This window comes from Cryptosporangium sp. NPDC048952, from assembly GCF_043197895.1.
Lineage (GTDB): Bacteria > Actinomycetota > Actinomycetes > Mycobacteriales > Cryptosporangiaceae > Cryptosporangium.
Map to the genome: position 1 here is coordinate 1288001 of NZ_JBICTY010000003.1, position 19986 is coordinate 1307986.

The window sequence follows — 19986 nt, forward strand, 5'->3', positions numbered from 1 at the left end:
GGTGTGCTGGCCCAATTGCATTCCGCGCTCGCCGAGCCGGGCGTGGGCCGATGTGCCAGCGCGGTGGCCGTGGCCGCGCCGGAGCTCCGGCCGTACGTGGTGGGGTATGGCGGGTACCGGGTCGGTGGTGGTGCGCCGGTGCGTCGACGGATGTTCCCGGTCACGCTCACCACGCTCCTTCTCGACGCGAACGAGGGTGCGCGCCTGATTACCGGGGCGCGGAGCAGCGGCGGGGTGCACGACGGCCCGCCGTGGCGGTCGGGGGTCTCGGTCGGCCTCACGCCGGCCGGTGTCCGCGCGCTCCTGAACGCCGAGGCCGCCGACCTGGCCGACGACGTGGTTTCCCTGGATACCCGGCTGAGTGTCCTGGCCGATCAGCTCGCCGAGCTCCCGAACTGGCGGTCCCGAGTGGCCACGCTCGATACCGCCTTCGCCCGCCGCCTCGGAATGCCCCACGCGCCCCGGCAGAGCGCGGACTGGGATGGCGCGGGTCGGGGTGTGGGTGGTCGGGTGTCTCGGGTGGGGGCGCCAGAGCTGATCGTCGATCGGGCTTGGTGGCGGTTGCAGGAAGCTGGGGCGCGGGTGGGCACGGTCGCTGCGGAGCTGAGGGTCAGTCGGCGGTATCTCGAGTTGGAGTTCCGGCGGCGGATCGGGCAGTCGCCGAAGACCGTGGCGCGGGTGGCGCGCCTGCAACGCGCGCTCGGAGCGTTCACCGCGCCGGACGCCACCCTCAGCGGCGCCGCGGCACTCGGCTACGCCGACCAGTCGCATCTGAGCCGCGAAACCCGGGCACTCGTCGGCTCCACGCCGGGGGAGCTGTTCGCATTCGTCCAAGACGCGGTGCGTCCCGCTCACTAGCGTCCGCGGCATGGAGCTGACCGGGAAGGTCGCGGTGGTCACCGGGGGTTCGCGGGGCATCGGCCGCGCGATCGTGACCGAGCTCGCGGCGCGCGGCGCCCGTGTCGTCTACAGCTACCGTGATGCCCCGGCCCCGGAACTTCACGGCACCACCGCCGTCCGCGCCGACCAGGCCGACCTCGCGAACCTCGACGCGCTGTTCGCCCCGGTCGCCGACGGTTTCGACATCCTCGTCAACAACGCGGCGATCAACCCCGGAGCGCCGATCGTCGACCTCACCTCCGACGAGTTCGATCGCGTGTTCACGATCAACACGAAGTTCCCGCTGTTCGCGATGCGGCGGGCGGCGACGCTGCTGCGCGATCACGGGCGGATCGTGAACGTGTCGACGCTCAACACGGTGATCCCCGCGCCAGGGCACAGCCTGTACTGCGCGAGCAAGGGTGCGTTGGAGCAGTTCACCGCGGTCGCGGCCCGCGAATTCGGGCCGCGTGGCATCACGGTGAACACGGTCTCGCCGGGCTCGACCGAGACCGAGCTGTTCCACGAGACCAACCCGCCCGAGGCGATCGCGCAAGCCACGGCCTTCACCGCGTTGGCCCGGATCGGTCAGCCGCTCGACATCGCCCGCGTCGTCGCGTTCCTGGCCGGCCCGGACTCGGCGTGGATCACCGGCCAGAATCTCCGCGCCACCGGCGGCTTCGTGATCTAGCCGCCGCAGCTAGCCGGCTGTCTCTAGCCGGCGCCGTTGAGGCCGGCGATCTTGCGGTGGTCCCAGGATGCGATCTTGCTCGGCGTCAGGCGTACCCAGCCGTGCCGGCCGTCGTGATACATGTTCTGCTCGCCGTCGAAGTACTTCGCGGCGAACAGCCGCTCTGCGGCGTCGAGCTCCGGGATCGACTCCCCGCCGGTGCGCGGCGCCTCGCCGACCTGCTCCAGCGTCCCACGCAGTTCGATGCCGTGCAGTTCGAAGAAGTCGTGGCCGGCGTCGACGACGACCGCGACGCGCGGGTCGCGCAGCATGTCGGCCCAGCGCTGGCTCTTCACGATGGAGTACAGCCAAAGCGACGTGCCGTCCCACACGTACCAGAGGGGTGAGACGTGCGGCGCGCCCGACGACGTCAGCGTGGCGACGCGGCACGTGCGGCTGTCGGTGAGGAACGCGTCGAGTTCCTCCTTCGACAGCGCGATCCGTCGGCCCCGCTTCTGGGTGTTCAGCACGTCACTGTCGGCCACAGCGCCTCCCTTTGGTACTGGTCGGTATCCGGTTTACCGGACGGCGGGATGTTTCGTCAGGCGTACTCCCCCCGAGCTCGGTGCGCGGGACCGTGCCGAGCTCGTGATCGCGGTGTACGAGAGCGGGGTGGTACGACCCGACTACCAGGGCTGAAGTTGGGGTAGGTGACCGTGGCGGGCGCCGAGGCCCGCCGGGGAAAGACCGGGAGCCCGCATGGATGTCACGACCGTTCTGGCGGCGGACGCGCCAGCGCCCGCCAGCTCCGATCCGCGGCTGATCATCGCCGCGCTGATCGGTATCGCGGTGGTCGTCGTGCTGATCACCTGGGTGAAGATGCACCCGTTCATCGCGCTGACCGTCGGCGCGATCGGGTTGGGGCTGGGCGCCGGGCTGCCGGCTGCCGACGTCGCGACGAGCTTCAGCGGTGGGTTCGGCGACACGATGGCGTCGGTCGGTCTGCTGATCGGTCTCGGTGCGATGTTCGGGAAGTTGCTCGCCGATTCCGGAGGTGCCGACCAGATCGTCGACACGATCGTCGGGCGGGCCAGGCCGGCGGCGTTGCCGTGGTTGATGGCGCTGGTCGGGGCGATCATCGGGTTGCCGATGTTCTTCGAGATCGGCGTCGTACTGCTGATTCCGGTGATCATCCTGGTGGCCCGTCGGTCCGGGCTGCCATTGTTCCGGATCGCGATCCCGACGCTCGCCGGTCTCTCGGTGATGCACGGTCTGGTGCCGCCGCACCCCGGCCCGCTGGTGGCCGTGAGCGCGTTGAACGCGAACCTCGGACTCACGCTCGCGCTGGGCCTGCTGGTCGCGATCCCCACCGTGATCATCGCCGGGCCCCTGTTCAGCCGCTTCGCCGCCCGCTGGGTCGACGTCCCGATCCCGAACCTCTTCCACACCGACGAGGACACCTCGGGCGGCCGGGGAGGCCACGACGGCGGCACACCCGACGCGCGTGGCGAATCCGGTGACGGCGCCGCCGAACCCGGCCGCGGCAGCGCGTCCGCCGCCGAGCCCGGGCGGCGGACGGCCGGAACCGCCGGTAGCGATGTCGAAGACGCCGCGGACGCGTCGTCCGGGACGGACGACTACCGGGGGCGGGGGACCACGGCGGTCGCGGCGGCTCGCAAGCGGCCGAGCTTCGGTGTCACGCTCGCGTGCATCCTGCTACCGGTCGTGCTCATGCTCGCCAAAGCGATTGCCGACGTCGTCGCGCCCGACGCCGAGAACACGCTCAAGGACGCGATCGACTTCGTCGGCACACCGCTGATCGCGCTGACGATCGCCGTCCTCGTGGGCATCGTCGGGCTGGGCCTCGGCGCCGGCATGGACCGCGGCGCGATCGCGTCGACGCTCGGCGACTCGCTCCCGCCGATCGCCGGCATCCTGCTCATCGTCGGCGCCGGTGGTGGCCTCAAGCAGGTGCTCATCGACACCGGCCTCGCGCAGATCATCGCCGACACGGTCGAGGGCAGCGCACTGCCGGTACTTCTCCTAGCCTGGATCGTGGCGGTACTGATCCGGGTCGCCACCGGGTCGGCAACCGTCGCGACGGTCACCGCCTCCGGCATCCTGGCCCCGGTGGCCGCGGATCTGTCCAGCGGCGAGGTCTCGTTGATGGTGCTGGCGATCGGCGCCGGCTCGCTGTTCCTCTCCCACGTCAACGACGCGGGGTTCTGGCTGATCAAGGAGTACCTCGGCACGACCGTCGGCCAGACCCTCAAGACGTGGACCGTGATGGAGTGCCTCATCTCGGTCTGCGGACTGGTCGGCGTCCTTCTCCTCGATTTGGTGATCTAACTGCAAACCTTCCTGCCCGTCGCCGACTTCGACCGTTCCGCTGAGCTCCTCGACTCGCCGCGCCTCGGCAAGCAGCGCGTCGAGACGCTCCAGGTGCTGCGCGCGCTCGAGCTGCCCGACTACGGCTGGGCGAACCACCCCGTCACGATCATGTGGCGGGGCCGCACGGCCGGGCTCGTCGTCTACGGCCTCGCGACCGTGCGGGCCTGGCAGGCGCGGGGTTTCGCCGACAGCACCGCGGCGCAGATGGCCGAGTTCGCGCCGGATGCCGCCCGGATGACCCAGGCCGAGGCGGCAGCGGCCGGGCTGCTGCCCAGCTGGATCGGGAACGAGGACGTGCACCGGTCGCACCGCTCGAACCTGCGCGCGAAGGACCCGGCGTTCTACGGCCCGCTGTTCCCGGACACGCCCGACGACCTGCCGTACGTCTGGCCGCCGGCGGACGACGTTCCGCCGCCCGCGCCTCCGTCCGGAGTGCCGGTGTGGATCGTGCGACCCGCCGGGCCGCTGGAACTGGGCACGGCGCTCTCGCAGGGCGTCGTCGGTATCGGCACGGACTCCGGCGTCGACGTCGACGCGACCGGTCTGGAGCCGGTCGAACTCCGCAACCTGGCAAAAGAGCTGTCCGGCCGGAGGCCGGCGAAGGCCCTCCGGCAGCTGTCGTCTTTTCTCGACGAGATGAAGCCCGGCGATCTGGTCGGCGTGCCCGTGGAGCAGGGCGCCGGGCTGCTGCTGGGCGAGGTCGTGGGCGACTACCTGTGGGTACCGGGGCAGCCCCTGCCGCACCGCCGCCCGGCCCGGTTCACCCACGTGGTGGCCCGGTCGGCGGCCCGGCCCCCGGCGACCCTGCAGGATCCGCGCGCGCTGTTCCGGGTGATACTCGATCCCGTGGAGACCGGGGAGTGACAGAGTTAGCGTTCGGGTTGGACACGTTCGGTGACCGCAGCGTCGACCTGGACGGGAACCCGATCCCGTACGCGCAGGTGATCCGCAACGTCGTCGACGAGGGAGTGCTCGCCGAGCAGGTCGGCGTCGACAGCTTCGGCGTGGGGGAGCACCACCGCGACGACTTCGCGATCTCGGCGCCGGAGATCGTGCTCGCCGCGATCGCCGCGCGCACGGAGCGCATCCGGTTACGTACCGCGGTCACCGTTCTGAGTTCCGACGACCCGGTGCGCGTCTACGAGCGGTTCGCGACGCTGGACGCGATCTCCCGCGGCCGGGCCGAGATGACGCTCGGACGCGGATCGTTCACCGAGTCGTTCCCTCTGTTCGGGTACGACCTGAGCGACTACGAGACGCTGTTCAGCGAGAAGCTCGACCTGGTCGCGGCGCTGCTGGAGGGCGGGCCGGTGTCGTGGAGCGGCACCGTGCGCCCGCCCCTGGTCAACCAGGACGTGTACCCGAAGGTCGAGTCCGGGCGGCTGCAGGCGTCGATCGGCGTCGGCGGGAGCCCGGAGTCCGTGGTGCGCGCGGCGAAGTACGGGCTGCCGCTCGCGCTGGCGATCATCGGTGGTGACCCGGCGCGGTTCGCGCCGTTCGTCGAGCTGTACCACCGGGCGCTCGCGGAGTTCGGACTCCAGACGCTGCCGATCTCGGTGCACTCGCCGGGGTTCGTCGCGGCGACCGACGAGGAGGCCGCGGAGATCGTCTGGCCGCACGCCCAGGCCATGCACAACCGCATCGGCGCCGAGCGCGGCTGGCCGAAGTACACCCGCGGGCGTTTCGAGTCCGACATCAACCACGGCGCGCTGCACCTCGGATCGCCGGAGACCGTGGCGCAGAAGATCGCCCGGACGATCCGGGCGCTCGGCATCCAGCGGTTCGACCTGAAGTACACGAACGGCCCGATTCCGCACGAGCACATGGCGACCGCGATCGAGTTGTACGGCACGAAAGTTGTTCCGCGCGTTCGTGAGCTTCTAGACGATTAGGGCGATTTACCCTGTTTGCATGATTGCTCAGGGTATCGCTCTTGTGCTCACAGTTGTTCTCGGTGCCGCAGACCCGCGTCCGCCCGCGGTGCCGCCGATGACACCGCTTCCGGCGGCCCCGGCGCCGTACGTCAGCGGGACGGCCGGCTGTGTCATCCCGGACCCGTCCGGCACCGGGGGATGTGTCACCGCGCCGACCGCCTGGCTCATGGGTCAGGTCCGGCTGCGGTTCGGCGATCTGAAGGCCCAGTGCTGGGACGAGCACGCGTGGAACCCGACCAGCGATCATCCGCTCGGCCGCGCGTGCGACTACGTCATCGGCAAGACCGGTGCGTTCGCCGAAGGTGACGACGTCGCCCGGGGGTGGCTGCTCGCCCGGTGGTTCCGCGTGAACGCGATCGCCCTTCGCGTCCACTACGTGATCTGGCAGGGCCGGATCTGGTCGTGGGAGCACCACGAGCAGAGCTGGCGTCCGTACCTCGGTGCGGGTGTGTACGACGTCTCCACCCCCGACGGCGGGCACTACGACCACGTGCACGTGTCGACCGTCGACAGTAGACCCGAGGACCTGTTCCCGGCGGCCGCGGACCAGGCACGGGAAAACCGGAAACCTTAAGAGCTCCGATATTTCGAACCGACTGCCCTGGTTCGCCCGTAACTCGCTATCGAAAGTGCAGGGGGCCCTGCACAGCGTCAATGGTGATCGGTCGAAGGGTGTGTCGTGGCGAATCGGAAGCTGGGATGGCGTCGTAAGGCAGCGGTCGGTGTGGGGATGCTGGTGGTGTTCGGCGGCGCGACCGCGGTCGGGATCGGTGTCAGCTCGGCCGGCGAGAACGCCGCCGCACCGCAGGCGCCGAAGGAGGACTGCGGCGGTCTGGACACCGCGCTGAAGAACAACCTGAACTTCATCGCCGCCCAGCGGGCCAACCCCGACGCGCTGTCCGAGGCGCGGATCGCCAACCGGCAGGCCGTCGTCGACCTGATCCAGCAGCGGCGCGTGGTCGCCGAGTGCACCGCGAACGTCGTCGCCGACGGCGCGGCGGCCCAGCCGCCCGCGGCCGCTCAGCCGCCCGCCGCGGAAGCGCCGGCCGCCGACCCGGCCGCGGAAGCCCCGGCTGCGGACCCCACGACCGCCGCGCCCGCTCCGCCGGCGAACAACGGTGGCGGCAATGCGCAGCAGGTCTGCAACGGCAGCACGATCACGCTCTCCGGTGAGGACGGCGCTCCGGCGGCGTCGAGCAACCAGTTCCCGGTCGGCACGCAGCTGCGGGTGACGAACCTCGACAACAACAAGTCGATCACCGTCTCGGTGACCGGCGCGTCGGGCAGCTGCGCGCTGCTGAACAACGCGGCGTTCGAGCAGGTGCGCGAGCCCGGTAAGTTCCTGATCCGCCGCGCACTCATCGAGCGCGTCGGCTAGTCAGCACTGCCGAATTGGCCCGGGGACCCGACAGCGTCGGCCCGGGCCGATTCGCTTTTGTCCGGCCGGCACCGTCACGGAACAGCCACCGTCGTCGTGATCCGTACCAGTGACGGATCGCGCGGGGTAGAGCCGAAACCGAACTTCACGGGTGGCTCGATGGCGGTCAACGACCCGAGATCATCCCCGTCGAGCGACGCCGACGCACGCACGATCGGATGCACGTCCCGGGCGCCGTACCACTCGTACCGCCCGTTGCCGGCGCTCCCGTGCGTCCGGACTCCGGGCAGCACGACCCGGGCCGGCAGATCGATCAGCCGCACCCACGCGGGTACCCCGGCCAGCGCCGACGGAACAGCCTGGAGCAGCCAACCGAGCGGGCGCCGTTTTCCGGGCCTGAACGCGTAACGAAGCGGTCCGGCCTCCACCGCCCACTGAGCCCCCCGCCGCACGCTCACGGGAACGACCTGCACCTCGTCGAACCGATACGTAGCCGCGACGAACTCCGCGAGCTCCCCGGTCGACGCGAGCAACGTCCGCCGCCCCGAACCGTCCTCCACCATCACGTCGCTGACCGGCCCGAACGGCGAATCCGGCCAGTGCCCCAGCACCAACCGCGTACCGCTGGTCGTCCCTACCCCGGCGATCCAGCCGTCGAACCGCAACCGTTGCCCCATCCGGTCAGCCTCGCGCGAACCACGCGAAACCGCATCCGGAGCTGCCGCCGGGACCACCCCCGTGTTGGTCCCGGCGGGTCGCGCCGCTACCGAAGGCAGCACACCCCTCCAGTGCTGCCTCCGGCTGCGGAAGGCGACACCGAGAGCCTCCCGCGCCGCGGGGCCGGACGACATGACGTGATCACGGGGTTTCCCGGTCGAGGTGACCGCTGACCCGGTCGAGCACCGTGCCCCAGTCCGACGGTGCGCTGTCGGCGCGCCACGCGATGTGCTGGTCGGGACGCACCAGCACCAGCCGACGGTTCCACCGCGTCCGCACCGCCCGATCGGTGACGACGAGGTGGGCCATCGGGATCCCGCGTCGGCGCGCCGCCAGCACCAGCTCGCGTCCTGCCTCGTCCTCGGTCAGGTCGACGAGCGTGAACTGGGGGCCGAGCCGGTCGAACAGCTGGGTGCCGTCGTCCATCCGCACGGCCGGCGCCCGGCCCTCGGGCAGCCCGGCGTCGTCGACCGGAGCGACCTCCCGACGCAGCACACCGGCGAGGTACTCGCGGGACGCCCCGGCGGCGACCAGCCGCCCGAAGCGACGACGGGTCTCCAGGCGGCGCGCCACCACTTCCCGGTCCATCAACGCCCGGGGACGCCGCTCGGCCTCGTAGCTGTCGAGCAGGCCGGCGCCGCCCCAGCCGTTGAGCACCCCGGCCAGCTTCCAGCCGAGGTCGACGGCGTCGCCCACGCTGGTCGCCGCGTTGTCGCCCAGGGGGTAGAAGCGGTGTGCGGACTCGCCGACCAGGAACACCGGCCCGGCGCGGTACCGGTCGGCCACCGCGAGCGCGTCGTCCCACTGCGTGACGTCGAGAATTTCGGTGGCTTCCAGACGGTTGCCCAACCCGGCGCGCAGGAGCGCCTCGGGGTCGGCGGTGATCGGGTCACCCGGCGCGACCCGCAGGTGACCGACCCAGGTGTCGTCGCCGTCGTCGCGGTACTGCAGCGTCAGCGTGCCGACGATGACCGTCGACGGGCGACGCGCGGCGAACCGGCGGGTCAGCTCCGGGCTGCGGAAGTACACCGAGCAGTGCTGCACCGGCGCGGTGAGCTCGGCCATCGGGATGTCCAGGCACTGGCGGACGGTGCTGCGCGCGCCGTCGCAACCGGCGACGAACCTGGTCTCGAGCACCCGGCGGGTGGGCCCGTCGCGGTCGATCGCGGTCGCGACGACCCGCCCGCCCTCGACGCGCAGGCCCGTGAACGTCCAGCCGAGGCGCAGGTCGATCAGTGGGTGCTGCTCGACGGCGGTCCGCAGCCCGGTAGCGAGCCGAACGCCGGACACCCGCTGCGGCAGCTCCACCGGTGCGCTGCCGTCCTCGACCTGCGCGTACCGGCCGCGCAACTCGTCGAGCGACGGAACCGAGAGCACGAGCACCGGTGGCTCGTCCAGACCCTGGCTCCGCCACTCCTCGCCGCCGGAATTCTCCGCCCCGACGCCCTGCGCCCGGATCGCCGACGCCAGCCGCAACCGCCGCAGCAACTCCATGCTGCGGCCGTCGAGATAGTCCACGTTCGTGGACTGGGGCGGTTTCACGGCGCGGTCCACGACAACGCTCGGAACACCGTGGTGCGCCAGCTCCAGCGCCAGGATGGATCCCACGGCTCCGGCGCCGACGACCAGTACCTGTGCTTCCGATGCGTCGCCGCCCATCGGACCTCCCCGTGAATCCCCCGTGTGTTGCTCATGCTGGGGCGGGGCGCGGTACCTACGCCATCACGTCTTTCCGTGATTCTGGGTGGCCACCATGTTGGCCAGCGCGACTCGGCTCTGAATGTTCCACTTCGCGAAGATCTTGCGCAGGTGGCTGTCGACGGTGTGCCGGGACAGGTGCAGCTGCTGGGCGACCTGGTGGTTGGTGAGCCCGTCGGCCACGAGCAGGGCGACCCGGCGCTCGGCGCGCGACAACTGGTTGAGCACCGATTCCGACGCCACGCCCAGCGCCCGTTCGAGGCGCTGCCGCATCCGGTGCGCACCGCACGCGACGGCGAGCGTCAGCGCCTCCCGCCGCCAGCCCCGTGCGGTGTGCGGCTCGTCGGTGAGCGTGGCGGCGTCCTCGAGGGCGGTGGCGAGCGCCAGGCGGCGTTGCGTCTGCCGGAAGTGCCCGATCGCGGTGCGCAGCGCCTGCTCGTCGCGGCGCAGCAGCCCGTCGGCGTGCGCGGCGGCACCGGTGAGCGCGTGCAGGCCGGGGTTTCGGTGCGCGAGGTCCCGGGCGGTCGTCGCGACGGTCCGGGCCCGCTCGGCGTCGTCGGCCGCCAGTGCGACCCGCACCAGCGTCGACGCGTTGCCGGGGTCCTGACCCACGAGGACCGGCCGGTCGGGCAGCGCGTCGTAGAGCGGGGCCAGGACCGGCATCGCGGCCGTCGGTCCGGCGGTGGTGTTCAACAGCACGCCTTCGGCCCAGTCGACGTCTTCCGGCGCGGCGGTGATGCCGGTGTGCATGAGCCGGTGCATGTGCCGCAGGTACTCCTCGGCGGCGGGCAGCTCGTCGCGCTCGACGGCCAGCCGGGTCAGCGTCGCGAGCAGCGGCACCGCGAGTTGGTGCGAACCGAGCTGCTCGGCGACCGCGACCCCGGCGTCGGCCTCGGCGAGGGCTTCGTCGAGGTTGCCGCGCGCGGCCAGGAGCGCGGCGGTGTAGTAGTGCCAGAGCGGCGCGGACCAGCCGGTACCGAGCCGTTCGGACTCCGCCCGGCCGCGCTCGAGCACGCGTCCGGCCTCTCCGAAACGGTCGAGCGCGGTGAGCGCGCTGGCCAACCAGATGCGGGGATGGCGCTGGAGGGCCTCGCCGCCGGCGGCGTCGGCGGCTTCGGTGGCTTCGGCGGCGTGCCGCAGGGCCGCGTCGAGATCACCGGTGGTCTGGGCGACGAGGCTGCGGGCCGTGCGCCCGAAGACCGACGCGCCGATCTCGCCGGTCGCGCGCCCGATCCGGTCGGCGCGCTCACCGGCCGCGTCGGCGTCCGCGAGGTCTCCGGCGTACACGAGTGCGTGGGCGCGGATCGCGTGCAGGCGCGCCGCCAGGGCGTCGGTGTCGGAGACGTGCGCCAGCCCCTGATCGGCGTAGTCGACAGCGGTTTCGTTCTTTCCGGCGTGCTTGAAGGCCTCGGCGAGGCCGTACAACAGCAACGCTTCGACGTGGCGGTCGAGCCCGGCGCGCAGGACCGTGCGTCCCTGCTGCTGCGCCTCGGTCAGCCGCCCGGCGCGGGCCAGGTAACCGATCGCCTCCGCGACGACCGGAGAGCGCTCCGGGTCGTGCTCGCCGAGCGCCTCCAGCGCGTGCAGGACGAAGTCCGCGGCGGTGCTCGGGGCGACGTCGGCGACGTCGTGGGCGGCGGCGCGCAGCAGGTCGACGGTGTCCTTGCGGCCACCCGCGCCACCGCGGACGAGGTGATACGCGATCTCCATCGGCGCCCGCTCGTCGGCGCGGGCGAGCGCGGCCGCCTCCTGGTGCAGCACGACAGCGATCGCGCGGCTCAGCGTGTGGTAGATCGCCCGGCGCACCTGGTCGTGGACGAACGTGAGGTAGGGCCCCTCCTCGACCAGCACCCGGGCGTCGATGGCCTGCTCGACCAGGGGGATCAGCTCGGCGGGCCGGCGGTCGAGCAGGCGGGCCAGCTCGTCGATGAGAAACGGCCGGTCGAAGACGGACGCGGCGCGCGCCAGCCGGCGGGTTTCCTCCGGCAGCTGGTCGAGGACCTGCCGGATCATCGCGACGAAGCTCGACGGAAGGTCGGTGCCCACGACCGAGGCGATCCCGTCGGCGACGACGATCTGGTCGGTGACCCGCAGCGACGACATCAGCTGGGTGACCTGCAGCGGGATACCGCCGAAGCCGCGGGCGAGCGCGAGCACCGTGTCGTCGACAGCGGCCTCGAGCGCCTGGGCGCAGAGCTGCCCGACCGCCTCGTCGGCCAACCGTCCGAGTGGCAGTTCGGTGGCACCGTCGCGGATCAGCCAGTCCAGGACACGCCGGCCGGGGGTGTCGACCGGCTCGGGACGCCGGGCGAACAGCCACCGCACCGGCGAGGACGCCAACGCCGGGACGAGCTGGCGGATCGCGACCGCGCTGAACTCGTCGATCCAGTGGGCGTCATCGATGACGACGAGCAGGGGCCGGCGGGCGGCGTGGGCTTCGAGGGTGGCGCCGAGCCGCTCGAGCGTGGCGAACGAGTGGCCGCTGTCGCGGGCGAGCCAGCTGAACGCGTCGGTCGGGGGATCGCAGGCCCGGAGCGTGGAGCCGAGCGTCAGGAGCCCGACCGCGCGGTCGAGTTCGAACGCGCGGCGGAACGCGACCGACAGCGGGATCTCCCGGGCCTGGTCGACGGCGGCGCGGAGCAGCCGGGACTTGCCGATGCCGGCGGGGCCGCTCAGGACGAGGCAGCCACCCGCGCCGTTCGCGGTGTCGGCGAGGGCACGCCGCAGCACGTCGAGTTCACGTGCGCGGCCGACCGGCGGGGGAAGGCCTTGCCCGGGCACGCCGAAAAGGTTACCGGTTGAGGGTGGGGCCGGTACCCGCCGTTTGCGGGCATATTTGCATTTTTGCCTCCGCGGTGACCGCGCGGAGGAGGCGGTCCACGATCGACGGGCCGTGCTCGGTGAGGACGGATTCGACGTGGAACTGCACCGAACGGACGCGGGTTTTGGCCAGCGCGTGGACGGCGCCGGTGCGGGCGTCGCGCAGCAGGCGGACGGGTTCGCCGGTCGTCGGACAGCGGATGCGGTCGCTGCCGGAGACGGCGGCGAACGTGTTGTAGAAGCCCAGCCACTCCGGGTTGCCGTGCCAGTCGATCCGGCGGCGCAGGCCCTGCGCCGGGGTCGGGAGACGCCGGACCGGGAGGCCGAGTGCCTGGCAGAGCACCTGGTGGCCGAGGCAGACCGCGAGGATCGGGCGACGGCCGGCCAGCAGTGACCGGGTGATCGAGTGCAGGCGGGCGATGCGGGGCACCGCGACGTCGCGTGGGTCGCCGGGGCCGGGTCCGATCAGGACCGGGTCGTACGGGGTGAGGCCGTCGAGGAGGGCGTCGTCCGGCGTGGTCGCGGGGCGGACCAGCACGTCGACGTCGAGCGAGCGCGCGATCGAGGCGAGCATCGCGGTGAAGTCGTCCTCCGCGTCGACGAGCACGAGCTTCTCCGCGGGCGGCGCCGCGATCCGGCTGCGGCCCAGCCCGCGCCAGTACCGCGAGAGCCCTCGGTTGCGCCCCTCCAAAGCCACCCGGACCCGCTCCGCGACCTCCCGCTCCACCGCGGCCGCACTCGCGTCCGCCGCCGCGTGCCGATCGGCCGACTCGCCGTAGTCGGCCGGGTCGGCCGGGTTTCGGCCGAAGGCGGAGAGCAGCGCTCTTGCTTTGGCTCGGGTTTCGGCTGCTTCGGTGGCCGGATCGGAGCGGCGGACGAGGGTGGCGCCGACGCCGAGCGTCAGGGCGCCGTCCGCTCGGACGTCCGCGGTGCGGATCAGCAGCGCGGAGTCCAGGACGCGCCGGCCGTCCTTCCAGCCGAACCACGCCAGCGCTCCGCCGTAATAGCCGCGCCCACCGCGCTCGTGCGTCGCGACCATGTCGCACGCCGCCCGCAGCGGGCTCCCGGTGACCGTCGGCGCGGGCAACGTCCGGGCCAGCACGTCCCGGGGATCGCGGGACGTCGGCCCCTCGACCGCGTACTCCGTGTGCGTCACCCGCGACATCGGACGCAACCACGGCCCCCGCAACCGCGGCGGACGGTCACAGATCCGCGCCATCATCTTCAATTCCTCGTCGACGACCATGAACAATTCCTCGGTCTCTTTCCGGTCGTCGAGAAACGCGAGAAGCTCCCGATCGTCGGGCCCTCCCGCGGGGTGCCGATACGTGCCACTGATCGGGCTCATCGTCGCGATTCCGTCCGCGTACCGCACCTGACGTTCGGGTGTCGCGCCGATCAGCGTCCGCCCGTTCCAGTGCACGAGAAACGTCCAGTAGGCCCCCCGCTCGGATTCCACGAGCCGCCGGAAAACGCCGAGCGCGGCCTCCCGCGACCACCCCGTGATCTCGGCGCGGAACGCGCGGCGCAGCACGAAGTTCGAGCCGATCCCGCGTCCGATGCACTCGTCGATAACCCGTCGCACGGCGGCGGCGTACTCGGCGTCCGAGAGGTCGAAACCGCCGGTCATCGTGGTGCCGCTCCCCGACGGGAGCGAGTCGATCGGCACCGTCGTGCAGGTCCGCACACGCATCGCCACGAGCGGCTCGCCGTCGTCGACGGCGTTCAGTCCGCGCTCCGCGATCTGCCGGTACGGCACGATCGCGAGGACGCCGTGCTCCCCGCGCACCGGCACCGGCAGATCGGCGATCCGGGCGACGAGATCCACCTCCCCGGTGAGCATCTCCACAGCAGAGTTCCGGCGAATGAGCGCGAAGGCGTCGTTCCACATTCTTCCGTTGTGCCGAATCAATGCGCGGAATGGCAACTACCCACTCGAGTAGGGGCTACTCGAAACGGTAGTGGGACCGCGCCGCGGAATTCCTTACCGTCGTTTCCGTGACCACCTTCGCCCGGAGCGTTCGGCTCCAGAACCTCTACCGCCGGGATTCCGGCCGACTCCTGATCGTTCCCCTCGACCACGCGATCAGCGTCGGACCGGCGGCCCACAGCGGACACCTCGACCGGCTGGTGGGCGTCATCGCCGACTCCGGCGCCGACGCCGTCGTCCTGCACAAGGGCGCGCTGCGTCAGGTCCGACCGCACCGGTTCCGCTCGCTGTCGCTGATCGTGCACCTGTCCGCCAGCACCGGTCTGGCCGGCGATCCGGACGCCAAGTACCTGGTCTGCGGCGTCGAGGAGGCCCTGCGTCTGGGCGCCCACGGGGTGAGCGTCCACGTGAACGTCGGCTCGGCGACCGAGCAGCGGCAGATCGCCGACCTGGCGGCCGTCGCGGACGCCTGTGACCGGTGGGGCCTGCCGTTGCTGGCGATGATGTACGCCCGGGGCCCGGCGGTGACCGACCCGTCCGCCCCGGACGTCGTCGCGCACACCGTGACGATCGCGGCGGAGCTGGGTGCGGACCTGGTGAAGACCTCGCTGCCGGCGTCGTCGACCGAGGTCACCGCGATAACCGCCGCCTGCCCGATCCCCGTGATCGCGGCCGGTGGGGCGTCCGCCGATCCCGAGGAGACGTTCGGCCAGCTGTTGAGCGCGATGCACGGCGGGGCCGGTGGGGTGGCGGCGGGGCGGTTCGTGTTCACCGCCGACGAGCCGGGCGAGCGGGTGCGGCGGCTCTCGGCCCTGGTGCACGGGCGGCCCGCGGTGGTGGCTCGATGACCGGGTTGTGGCTCGACACCCGGGGGCTCGGCGACGTGACCGACGTCGTCCGGGAAGAAGCAGTGCACTGTGGGTTCGACGGGATCGTGGCCGCTGAGGCGGACGACCTGGCGGCGTTGCCGCCGACCGTGAAGCGGGTCCTGGCCACCGAAGGATCCGAGAAGCCCGTCGGGGTCGCCGACCTGGTGGTGCGGACCCTCACTGTCGACGACGCGGAGAGCCTCGCGGAGGCGTGCGCGAGCGCGCGTCGGGACCCGTGCACGGTGCTGCGGTTCGCCGACCCGACGAACATCCCGCTGGAGATCGTGCTGGCCGCGGCGGCCGACGCGGACGGGCTGATCGTCACGGTCGTGGACGACGTGGACGCCGGCGCGGTGCACGCCGGGGTGCTGGAGCACGGGCCGGGTGCGGTGATGCTGGCGTCGGCGGCTCCGGGGGACTGCACACGGCTCGCGGCGGCGGTGCGCCACCGGACGCCTCCGTTGGCGCTGGAGACGCTGACGGTCACGGGGATCGAACACGCCGGACTGGGGGAGCGGGCGTGCGTCGACACCTGCACGTACCTGGAGCAGGACGAGGGGATCCTGGTGGGGTCGCGGGCCCGGGCGCTGGTGTTGTGCGTCAGCGAGACGCATCCGCTGCCGTACATGCCGACGCGGCCGTTCCGGGTGAACGCCGGGGCGATCATGTCGTACACGCTGGCACCCGGGGCGCGGACGCGGTACCTGTCCGAGCTGCGCGCCGGGAGCACGGTGCTCGCGGTGGGGGCGGACGGGCGGACGCGGCCCGTGACGGTCGGGCGGGTGAAGATCGAGACGCGGCCGCTGCTGTCGATTTCAGCGGTGGCCGGGTCCGGGGAGCCGGTGAATCTGATCGTTCAGGACGACTGGCACGTGCGGGTGCTGGGTCCGGGGGCGGCGGTGTTGAATTCCACGGCGTTGCGGCCTGGGGACTCGTTGTTGGGCCATCTGCCCGAGCGGGCGCGGCACGTGGGGTACGCGATCGACGAACTGTGTTACGAGCAATGATCGATTTCCATGCTCGTCTGGGAGCCGGGCTGCTCGACGCGATGGATGCGGCCGGGATCGCGCGGGCCGCGGTGTCGGCGGGCGGTCTCGTGACCCTGGATCGGCTGTCCGAGCTGGTAGCTGCCCCGGAGGCGTCGGCGCCTCCGGCTGCGGCGCGTCCGCGCGCGGACAACGCGGCGGTGTTGGCCGCGGCCGGCGACCGCCTGGTCCCGTTCTATTTCGCGGACCCCTTCACCGACGTCGAGGCCTACGCCAAGGCCGCGAGCGACTACCGCGGCCTCGAAATCTCCCCGGCGATCCACGGCTTCCGCTACGACGATCCGAACGTCCGCGATCTGATCGCCACCGCCCGCGCTGCGAACCACCCCGTCTACACCGTCTGCCTGGCCCGCCCGGGCACCCGAGCAACGGACCTGGCGGCGCTCGCCAGCGATGTCCCGGACGTCCATTTCGTCTTCGGCCACTGCGGCTTCACCGGCCTGGACGCCGCCGGCCTGACCACGCTCGCCCCGCTGCCCAACGTCGCCGCAGAGCTTTCCGGCAGTTTCACCGCGATCGCCCGGCTCGCGATAGCCCGGTTCGGACCCGGCCGCGTCCTGTTCGGCACCGAGTACCCACTCCAGGACCCCCGCGTCGAGCTGGCCAAACTCGCCGCCCTCGACCTGGACCCCGCCACCTACCGGGCGGTCACCGACACGAACGCCCGCCGCCTCCTGGGGGAATCATGAACCTGCCGACGCTCGGCGACTGGTCCTCGTTCGAGGAACTGGCCCGTGTACAAGAGACCCGGCTCGACGCGGTGTTGGCGTCGGCGTCCAGATCGCCGTTCTATGCCGCACGAGGCGTGCCCCCGTCCCTGCGCGACGCTCCACTCACCACCAAAGCCGACCTCCGCGACGCCTACCCGTTCGGACTCCTGGCGGTCGACCGCACCGAACTCGCCACCTACCACGAGTCCAGCGGCAGCACCGGTTCGCCCACGGCCTCCTATTACACGCAGTCGGACTGGGACGACCTGGCCACCCGCTACGCCCGCAAACACGTCGGCATCCGCGCCGACGACACGTTCCTGGTCCGGACCCCGTACGCGCTGATGATCACCGGCCACCTCGCGCACGCGGCCGCGCGCCGCGCCGGGGCGACCGTCGTTCCGGCCGACAACCGGTCACTCGCCATGCCGTACGCCCGGCTCGTGCGGGTGCTGCACGACCTCGACGTGTCGGTGACCTGGTCGATGGCCACCGAAACCCTGCTCTGGGCGGCGGCCGCGCGGCTGGCCGGGTATTCGCCGGGAGCCGATTTCCCGGCGCTGCGGGCCCTTTTTGTCGGCGGTGATTCCCTGAGCCCGGCACGCCGGGCGCGGATCGAGGAGATCTGGGGCGTTCCGGTCGTCGAGGAGTACGGCGCGACCGAGGCGGGCAGTTTGGCCGGTGCGTGCCCGGAAGGGCGGCTGCATCTCTGGGCGGACCGGGTGATGTTCGAGGTCCACACCGACACCGACGAGATCCGACCCGACGGCCGCGGCCGGCTCGTCGTCACGCCCCTGTACCGGGATGCGATGCCGCTGCTCCGGTATGCGATCGAGGACGAGGTCGAGGTGTCCTACCGCGACTGCGCCTGTGGTTGGTGGCTGCCTGACGTCCGCATTCTGGGTCGGACGGGACGCGTGTCCGAGGCGACGCTGGACGAGCACGTGTTCTCGCTCCCGGCCGAGTACGGCGTGCTGTTCTGGCGGGGCCGGGTCGATTCGGGGCTCGAGATCCAGATCGAGGTCGCCGACCGGTACCGGGCCGCTGCCTGCGCGGACCTGACCGCGTCGATCGGCGACGTGCGCGTCACCGCTGTTCCCCCGGGAGGCTTGGTGCCGATCACCCGTCTGACGTCGTCGCCGGATGTCCTGAAACCGCGGTCACTGTTCGGTCCGGACGAGGACTGGGACACCGCCCACCGGTACTACTGATGAGGATCGTCGTGGTGGGGGCGGGGATCGCCGGCCTGGCGACGGCCCGCGCGCTGGCGTCGGTGGGGCTGTCGTGCGTGGTCGTGGAACGGGGTGTTCGGACTTCGGGCTACGGCATCCAGCTCGCCACCGCCGGAGCGCAGTTGTTGGAGCAGTGGGGCGTCGATCTGTCGTTCGCGATGCGACTTTCGGAGCGCGAGCTGCGGAGCTGGCGCTCCGGGGAGCTGATCGCGCGGATGCCGCTGGAGGCGCCGTACTGCGCGATGCGCCGCGTGGACCTCCACCGGGCGCTGTTTCCCGGCGGTGTCGTTCGCGGGGGGCGGTGCGTCGGTGTGTCGGACGGGGCGGTGCACCTGGCCGACGGCAACACCCTCGCCGCTGACCTGATCATCGGCGCCGACGGCCTCCGCTCCGTGGTGCGCAGAGCCGTTTCTGCTGATCAGGTGCGGTCCGCGGGCGCGTCTGCCTGGCGGGCCGCGGTGCGTGCCCCGTGGTCGGATCCGCCCCGTGTGCGCGTCTGGTTAGGGCCGGGTCAGCACTGCGTCTGCTACCCCATCGCGCCCGGCTTGCTCAACGTCGTCGCTGTCGGGTCTTTTTTCGACGATTGGCATGTGGACGTTTTTCAGTTGATCTCTGCCGCCCGTGCTGCTGTGCGTTTCGAGTTGTTCGACCGGGCGCCGCTGGCGAGTCGGGTCGCGGGGAGGGTCGCATTGGTCGGCGACGCCGCACATCCGATGCTGCCGTACCTGGCGCAGGGCGCGTCCCAAGCCATCCTCGACGTCGCGGCGCTCGCCGTGGCGCTCGCGGAGTCTTCGTCCGTGGAGGCGGCGCTCTTGCGTTACGACGCGATCCGCACCCCCGCCTCCGCCGAGGTAGCCGACGCGGTTCGCATCGCGGCTCACGAACACCACCTCCCCGACGGCCCGGAGCAACGATCCCGGGACCGCCGCCTCGCTGCGATCGGAGCTGACGAATGACGAGTGGGTTGGCGGGCAAGGTCGCTTTGGTCACCGGGGCGGCACAGGGAATCGGCGCCGCGGTGGCGGCCGCGCTGGCCTCGGAGGGGTGCCGAGTCGTAGGCGCCGACCGGACGCGATACCCGGGGGGTTCGCGTGGCGGGGGTGGGGTGGTGCTCGACGTGCGGGATTCGGTGGCGGTCGAGCGGGTCGTCGACTCGGTGGAGGCGACGGCCGGCCCGATCGACGTGCTGGTGAACGTCGCTGGTGTGCTCACCACCGGCCCGGTGGTGGAGCTGCGCGACGACGACTGGACCACGACGTTCGACGTCAACGCCGGGGGAGTGTTCCGGGTCAGCCGGGCCGTCGCCCGGCGAATGGTGCCGCGCCGCCGCGGCACGATCGTCACCGTCGCGTCGAACGCCGCCGGCGTACCCCGCAGCGGCATGGCGGCCTACGCCGCATCCAAAGCCGCGGCCGCCCAGTTCACGCGCTGCCTAGGCCTCGAACTCGCGGAGTTCGGCATCCGCTGCAACGTCGTCGCCCCGGGCTCGACCGACACCCCGATGCTGCGCGGCATGTGGCACACCGAAGCCGACCACGACGCCACCCTGCGCGGCGCGCCGCACCAGTACCGCGTCGGCATTCCGCTGGGACGGCTCGCCGAGCCCCGAGACGTCGCCGACGCGGTTGTCTTTCTGGCCTCGGACCGCGCCCGCCACATCACGATGCACGACCTGTACGTGGACGGCGGAGCGTCGCTCCGCGCCTGAGAGG

Annotated in this window: 18 protein-coding genes; 13 read left to right on the forward strand and 5 right to left on the reverse strand. The window is 71.9% G+C overall.

Annotated features, from left to right (window positions below; translation table 11 throughout):
* The first annotated feature begins 3 nt into the window (after positions 1 to 3).
* Together ACGFY5_RS22065 and ACGFY5_RS22070 are read left to right on the forward strand one after the other, a co-directional pair.
* A complete protein-coding gene (locus ACGFY5_RS22065) occupies positions 4 to 858 on the forward strand; it encodes a helix-turn-helix domain-containing protein (protein ID WP_392722343.1) in 855 nt (284 codons plus the stop codon).
* A gap of 10 nt (positions 859 to 868) precedes the next feature.
* Positions 869 to 1570, forward strand: coding sequence for an SDR family oxidoreductase (locus ACGFY5_RS22070; RefSeq protein WP_392722345.1), 702 nt, complete (start codon positions 869 to 871; stop codon positions 1568 to 1570).
* A gap of 23 nt (positions 1571 to 1593) precedes the next feature.
* On the opposite strand, the gene ACGFY5_RS22075 is transcribed toward ACGFY5_RS22070, so the two are convergent.
* Positions 1594 to 2076: a pyridoxamine 5'-phosphate oxidase family protein gene (locus tag ACGFY5_RS22075; protein ID WP_392722582.1), complete on the reverse strand. Its 483-nt coding sequence runs from the start codon at positions 2074 to 2076 to the stop codon at positions 1594 to 1596.
* A gap of 232 nt (positions 2077 to 2308) precedes the next feature.
* On the opposite strand from ACGFY5_RS22075, the gene ACGFY5_RS22080 reads away from it, so the two are divergent.
* The 5 genes from ACGFY5_RS22080 (at position 2309) to ACGFY5_RS22100 (ending at position 7252) form a co-directional block, all read left to right on the forward strand.
* Positions 2309 to 3898, forward strand: a complete 1590-nt coding sequence (locus tag ACGFY5_RS22080) for a GntP family permease (protein WP_392722347.1) — start codon at positions 2309 to 2311, stop codon at positions 3896 to 3898.
* A gap of 12 nt (positions 3899 to 3910) precedes the next feature.
* Positions 3911 to 4804: an MSMEG_6728 family protein gene (locus tag ACGFY5_RS22085; protein WP_392722583.1), complete on the forward strand. Its 894-nt coding sequence runs from the start codon at positions 3911 to 3913 to the stop codon at positions 4802 to 4804.
* A complete protein-coding gene (locus ACGFY5_RS22090) occupies positions 4801 to 5832 on the forward strand; it encodes an LLM class flavin-dependent oxidoreductase (RefSeq protein WP_392722348.1) in 1032 nt (343 codons plus the stop codon). The genes ACGFY5_RS22085 and ACGFY5_RS22090 overlap by 4 nt, the downstream gene beginning before the upstream one ends.
* A 19-nt stretch (positions 5833 to 5851) precedes the next feature.
* Positions 5852 to 6448, forward strand: coding sequence for a hypothetical protein (locus tag ACGFY5_RS22095; RefSeq protein WP_392722349.1), 597 nt, complete (start codon positions 5852 to 5854; stop codon positions 6446 to 6448).
* Positions 6449 to 6604: 156 nt separating this feature from the next.
* On the forward strand, positions 6605 to 7252 hold the full coding sequence (locus ACGFY5_RS22100; RefSeq protein WP_392722585.1) for a hypothetical protein: 648 nt from the start codon (positions 6605 to 6607) through the stop codon (positions 7250 to 7252).
* A 74-nt stretch (positions 7253 to 7326) separates the two neighbouring features.
* Here the strand turns inward: ACGFY5_RS22100 and ACGFY5_RS22105 are convergent, their stop codons facing one another.
* From ACGFY5_RS22105 to ACGFY5_RS22120, 4 genes are all read right to left on the reverse strand, one after another.
* Entirely contained in the window at positions 7327 to 7929 is a 603-nt protein-coding gene (locus ACGFY5_RS22105; protein WP_392722352.1) for a hypothetical protein, read from the reverse strand.
* Between the two features lie 181 nt (positions 7930 to 8110).
* Positions 8111 to 9628, reverse strand: coding sequence for an FAD-dependent monooxygenase (locus ACGFY5_RS22110; RefSeq protein WP_392722354.1), 1518 nt, complete (start codon positions 9626 to 9628; stop codon positions 8111 to 8113).
* 63 nt (positions 9629 to 9691) lie between these two features.
* Complete coding sequence (locus tag ACGFY5_RS22115; RefSeq protein ID WP_392722356.1) at positions 9692 to 12448, reverse strand: ATP-binding protein; 2757 nt, start codon at positions 12446 to 12448, stop codon at positions 9692 to 9694.
* A 10-nt stretch (positions 12449 to 12458) separates the two neighbouring features.
* Complete coding sequence (locus tag ACGFY5_RS22120) at positions 12459 to 14378, reverse strand: anthranilate synthase family protein (protein ID WP_392722357.1); 1920 nt, start codon at positions 14376 to 14378, stop codon at positions 12459 to 12461.
* Positions 14379 to 14485: 107 nt separating this feature from the next.
* On the opposite strand from ACGFY5_RS22120, the gene ACGFY5_RS22125 reads away from it, so the two are divergent.
* Genes ACGFY5_RS22125 through dhbA form a run of 6 tightly spaced genes read left to right on the forward strand, consistent with a single transcriptional unit; the run spans position 14486 to position 19982 of the window.
* A complete protein-coding gene (locus ACGFY5_RS22125) occupies positions 14486 to 15265 on the forward strand; it encodes a 2-amino-3,7-dideoxy-D-threo-hept-6-ulosonate synthase (RefSeq protein ID WP_392722359.1) in 780 nt (259 codons plus the stop codon).
* Entirely contained in the window at positions 15262 to 16293 is a 1032-nt protein-coding gene (locus ACGFY5_RS22130; RefSeq protein ID WP_392722360.1) for a 3-dehydroquinate synthase II family protein, read from the forward strand. Before ACGFY5_RS22125 ends, ACGFY5_RS22130 begins: the two co-directional genes overlap by 4 nt.
* On the forward strand, positions 16290 to 17021 hold the full coding sequence (locus tag ACGFY5_RS22135) for an amidohydrolase family protein (protein ID WP_392722361.1): 732 nt from the start codon (positions 16290 to 16292) through the stop codon (positions 17019 to 17021). Before ACGFY5_RS22130 ends, ACGFY5_RS22135 begins: the two co-directional genes overlap by 4 nt.
* The gene (locus ACGFY5_RS22140) at positions 17018 to 18253 is read left to right on the forward strand and encodes a phenylacetate--CoA ligase family protein (protein WP_392722362.1); all 1236 of its coding nucleotides are present in this window, start codon (positions 17018 to 17020) and stop codon (positions 18251 to 18253) included. The genes ACGFY5_RS22135 and ACGFY5_RS22140 overlap by 4 nt, the downstream gene beginning before the upstream one ends.
* The gene (locus tag ACGFY5_RS22145) at positions 18253 to 19230 is read left to right on the forward strand and encodes an FAD-dependent monooxygenase (protein ID WP_392722363.1); all 978 of its coding nucleotides are present in this window, start codon (positions 18253 to 18255) and stop codon (positions 19228 to 19230) included. The genes ACGFY5_RS22140 and ACGFY5_RS22145 overlap by 1 nt, the downstream gene beginning before the upstream one ends.
* Complete coding sequence (gene dhbA, locus ACGFY5_RS22150) at positions 19227 to 19982, forward strand: 2,3-dihydro-2,3-dihydroxybenzoate dehydrogenase (RefSeq protein ID WP_392722364.1); 756 nt, start codon at positions 19227 to 19229, stop codon at positions 19980 to 19982. Before ACGFY5_RS22145 ends, dhbA begins: the two co-directional genes overlap by 4 nt.
* Positions 19983 to 19986: the final 4 nt, after the last annotated feature.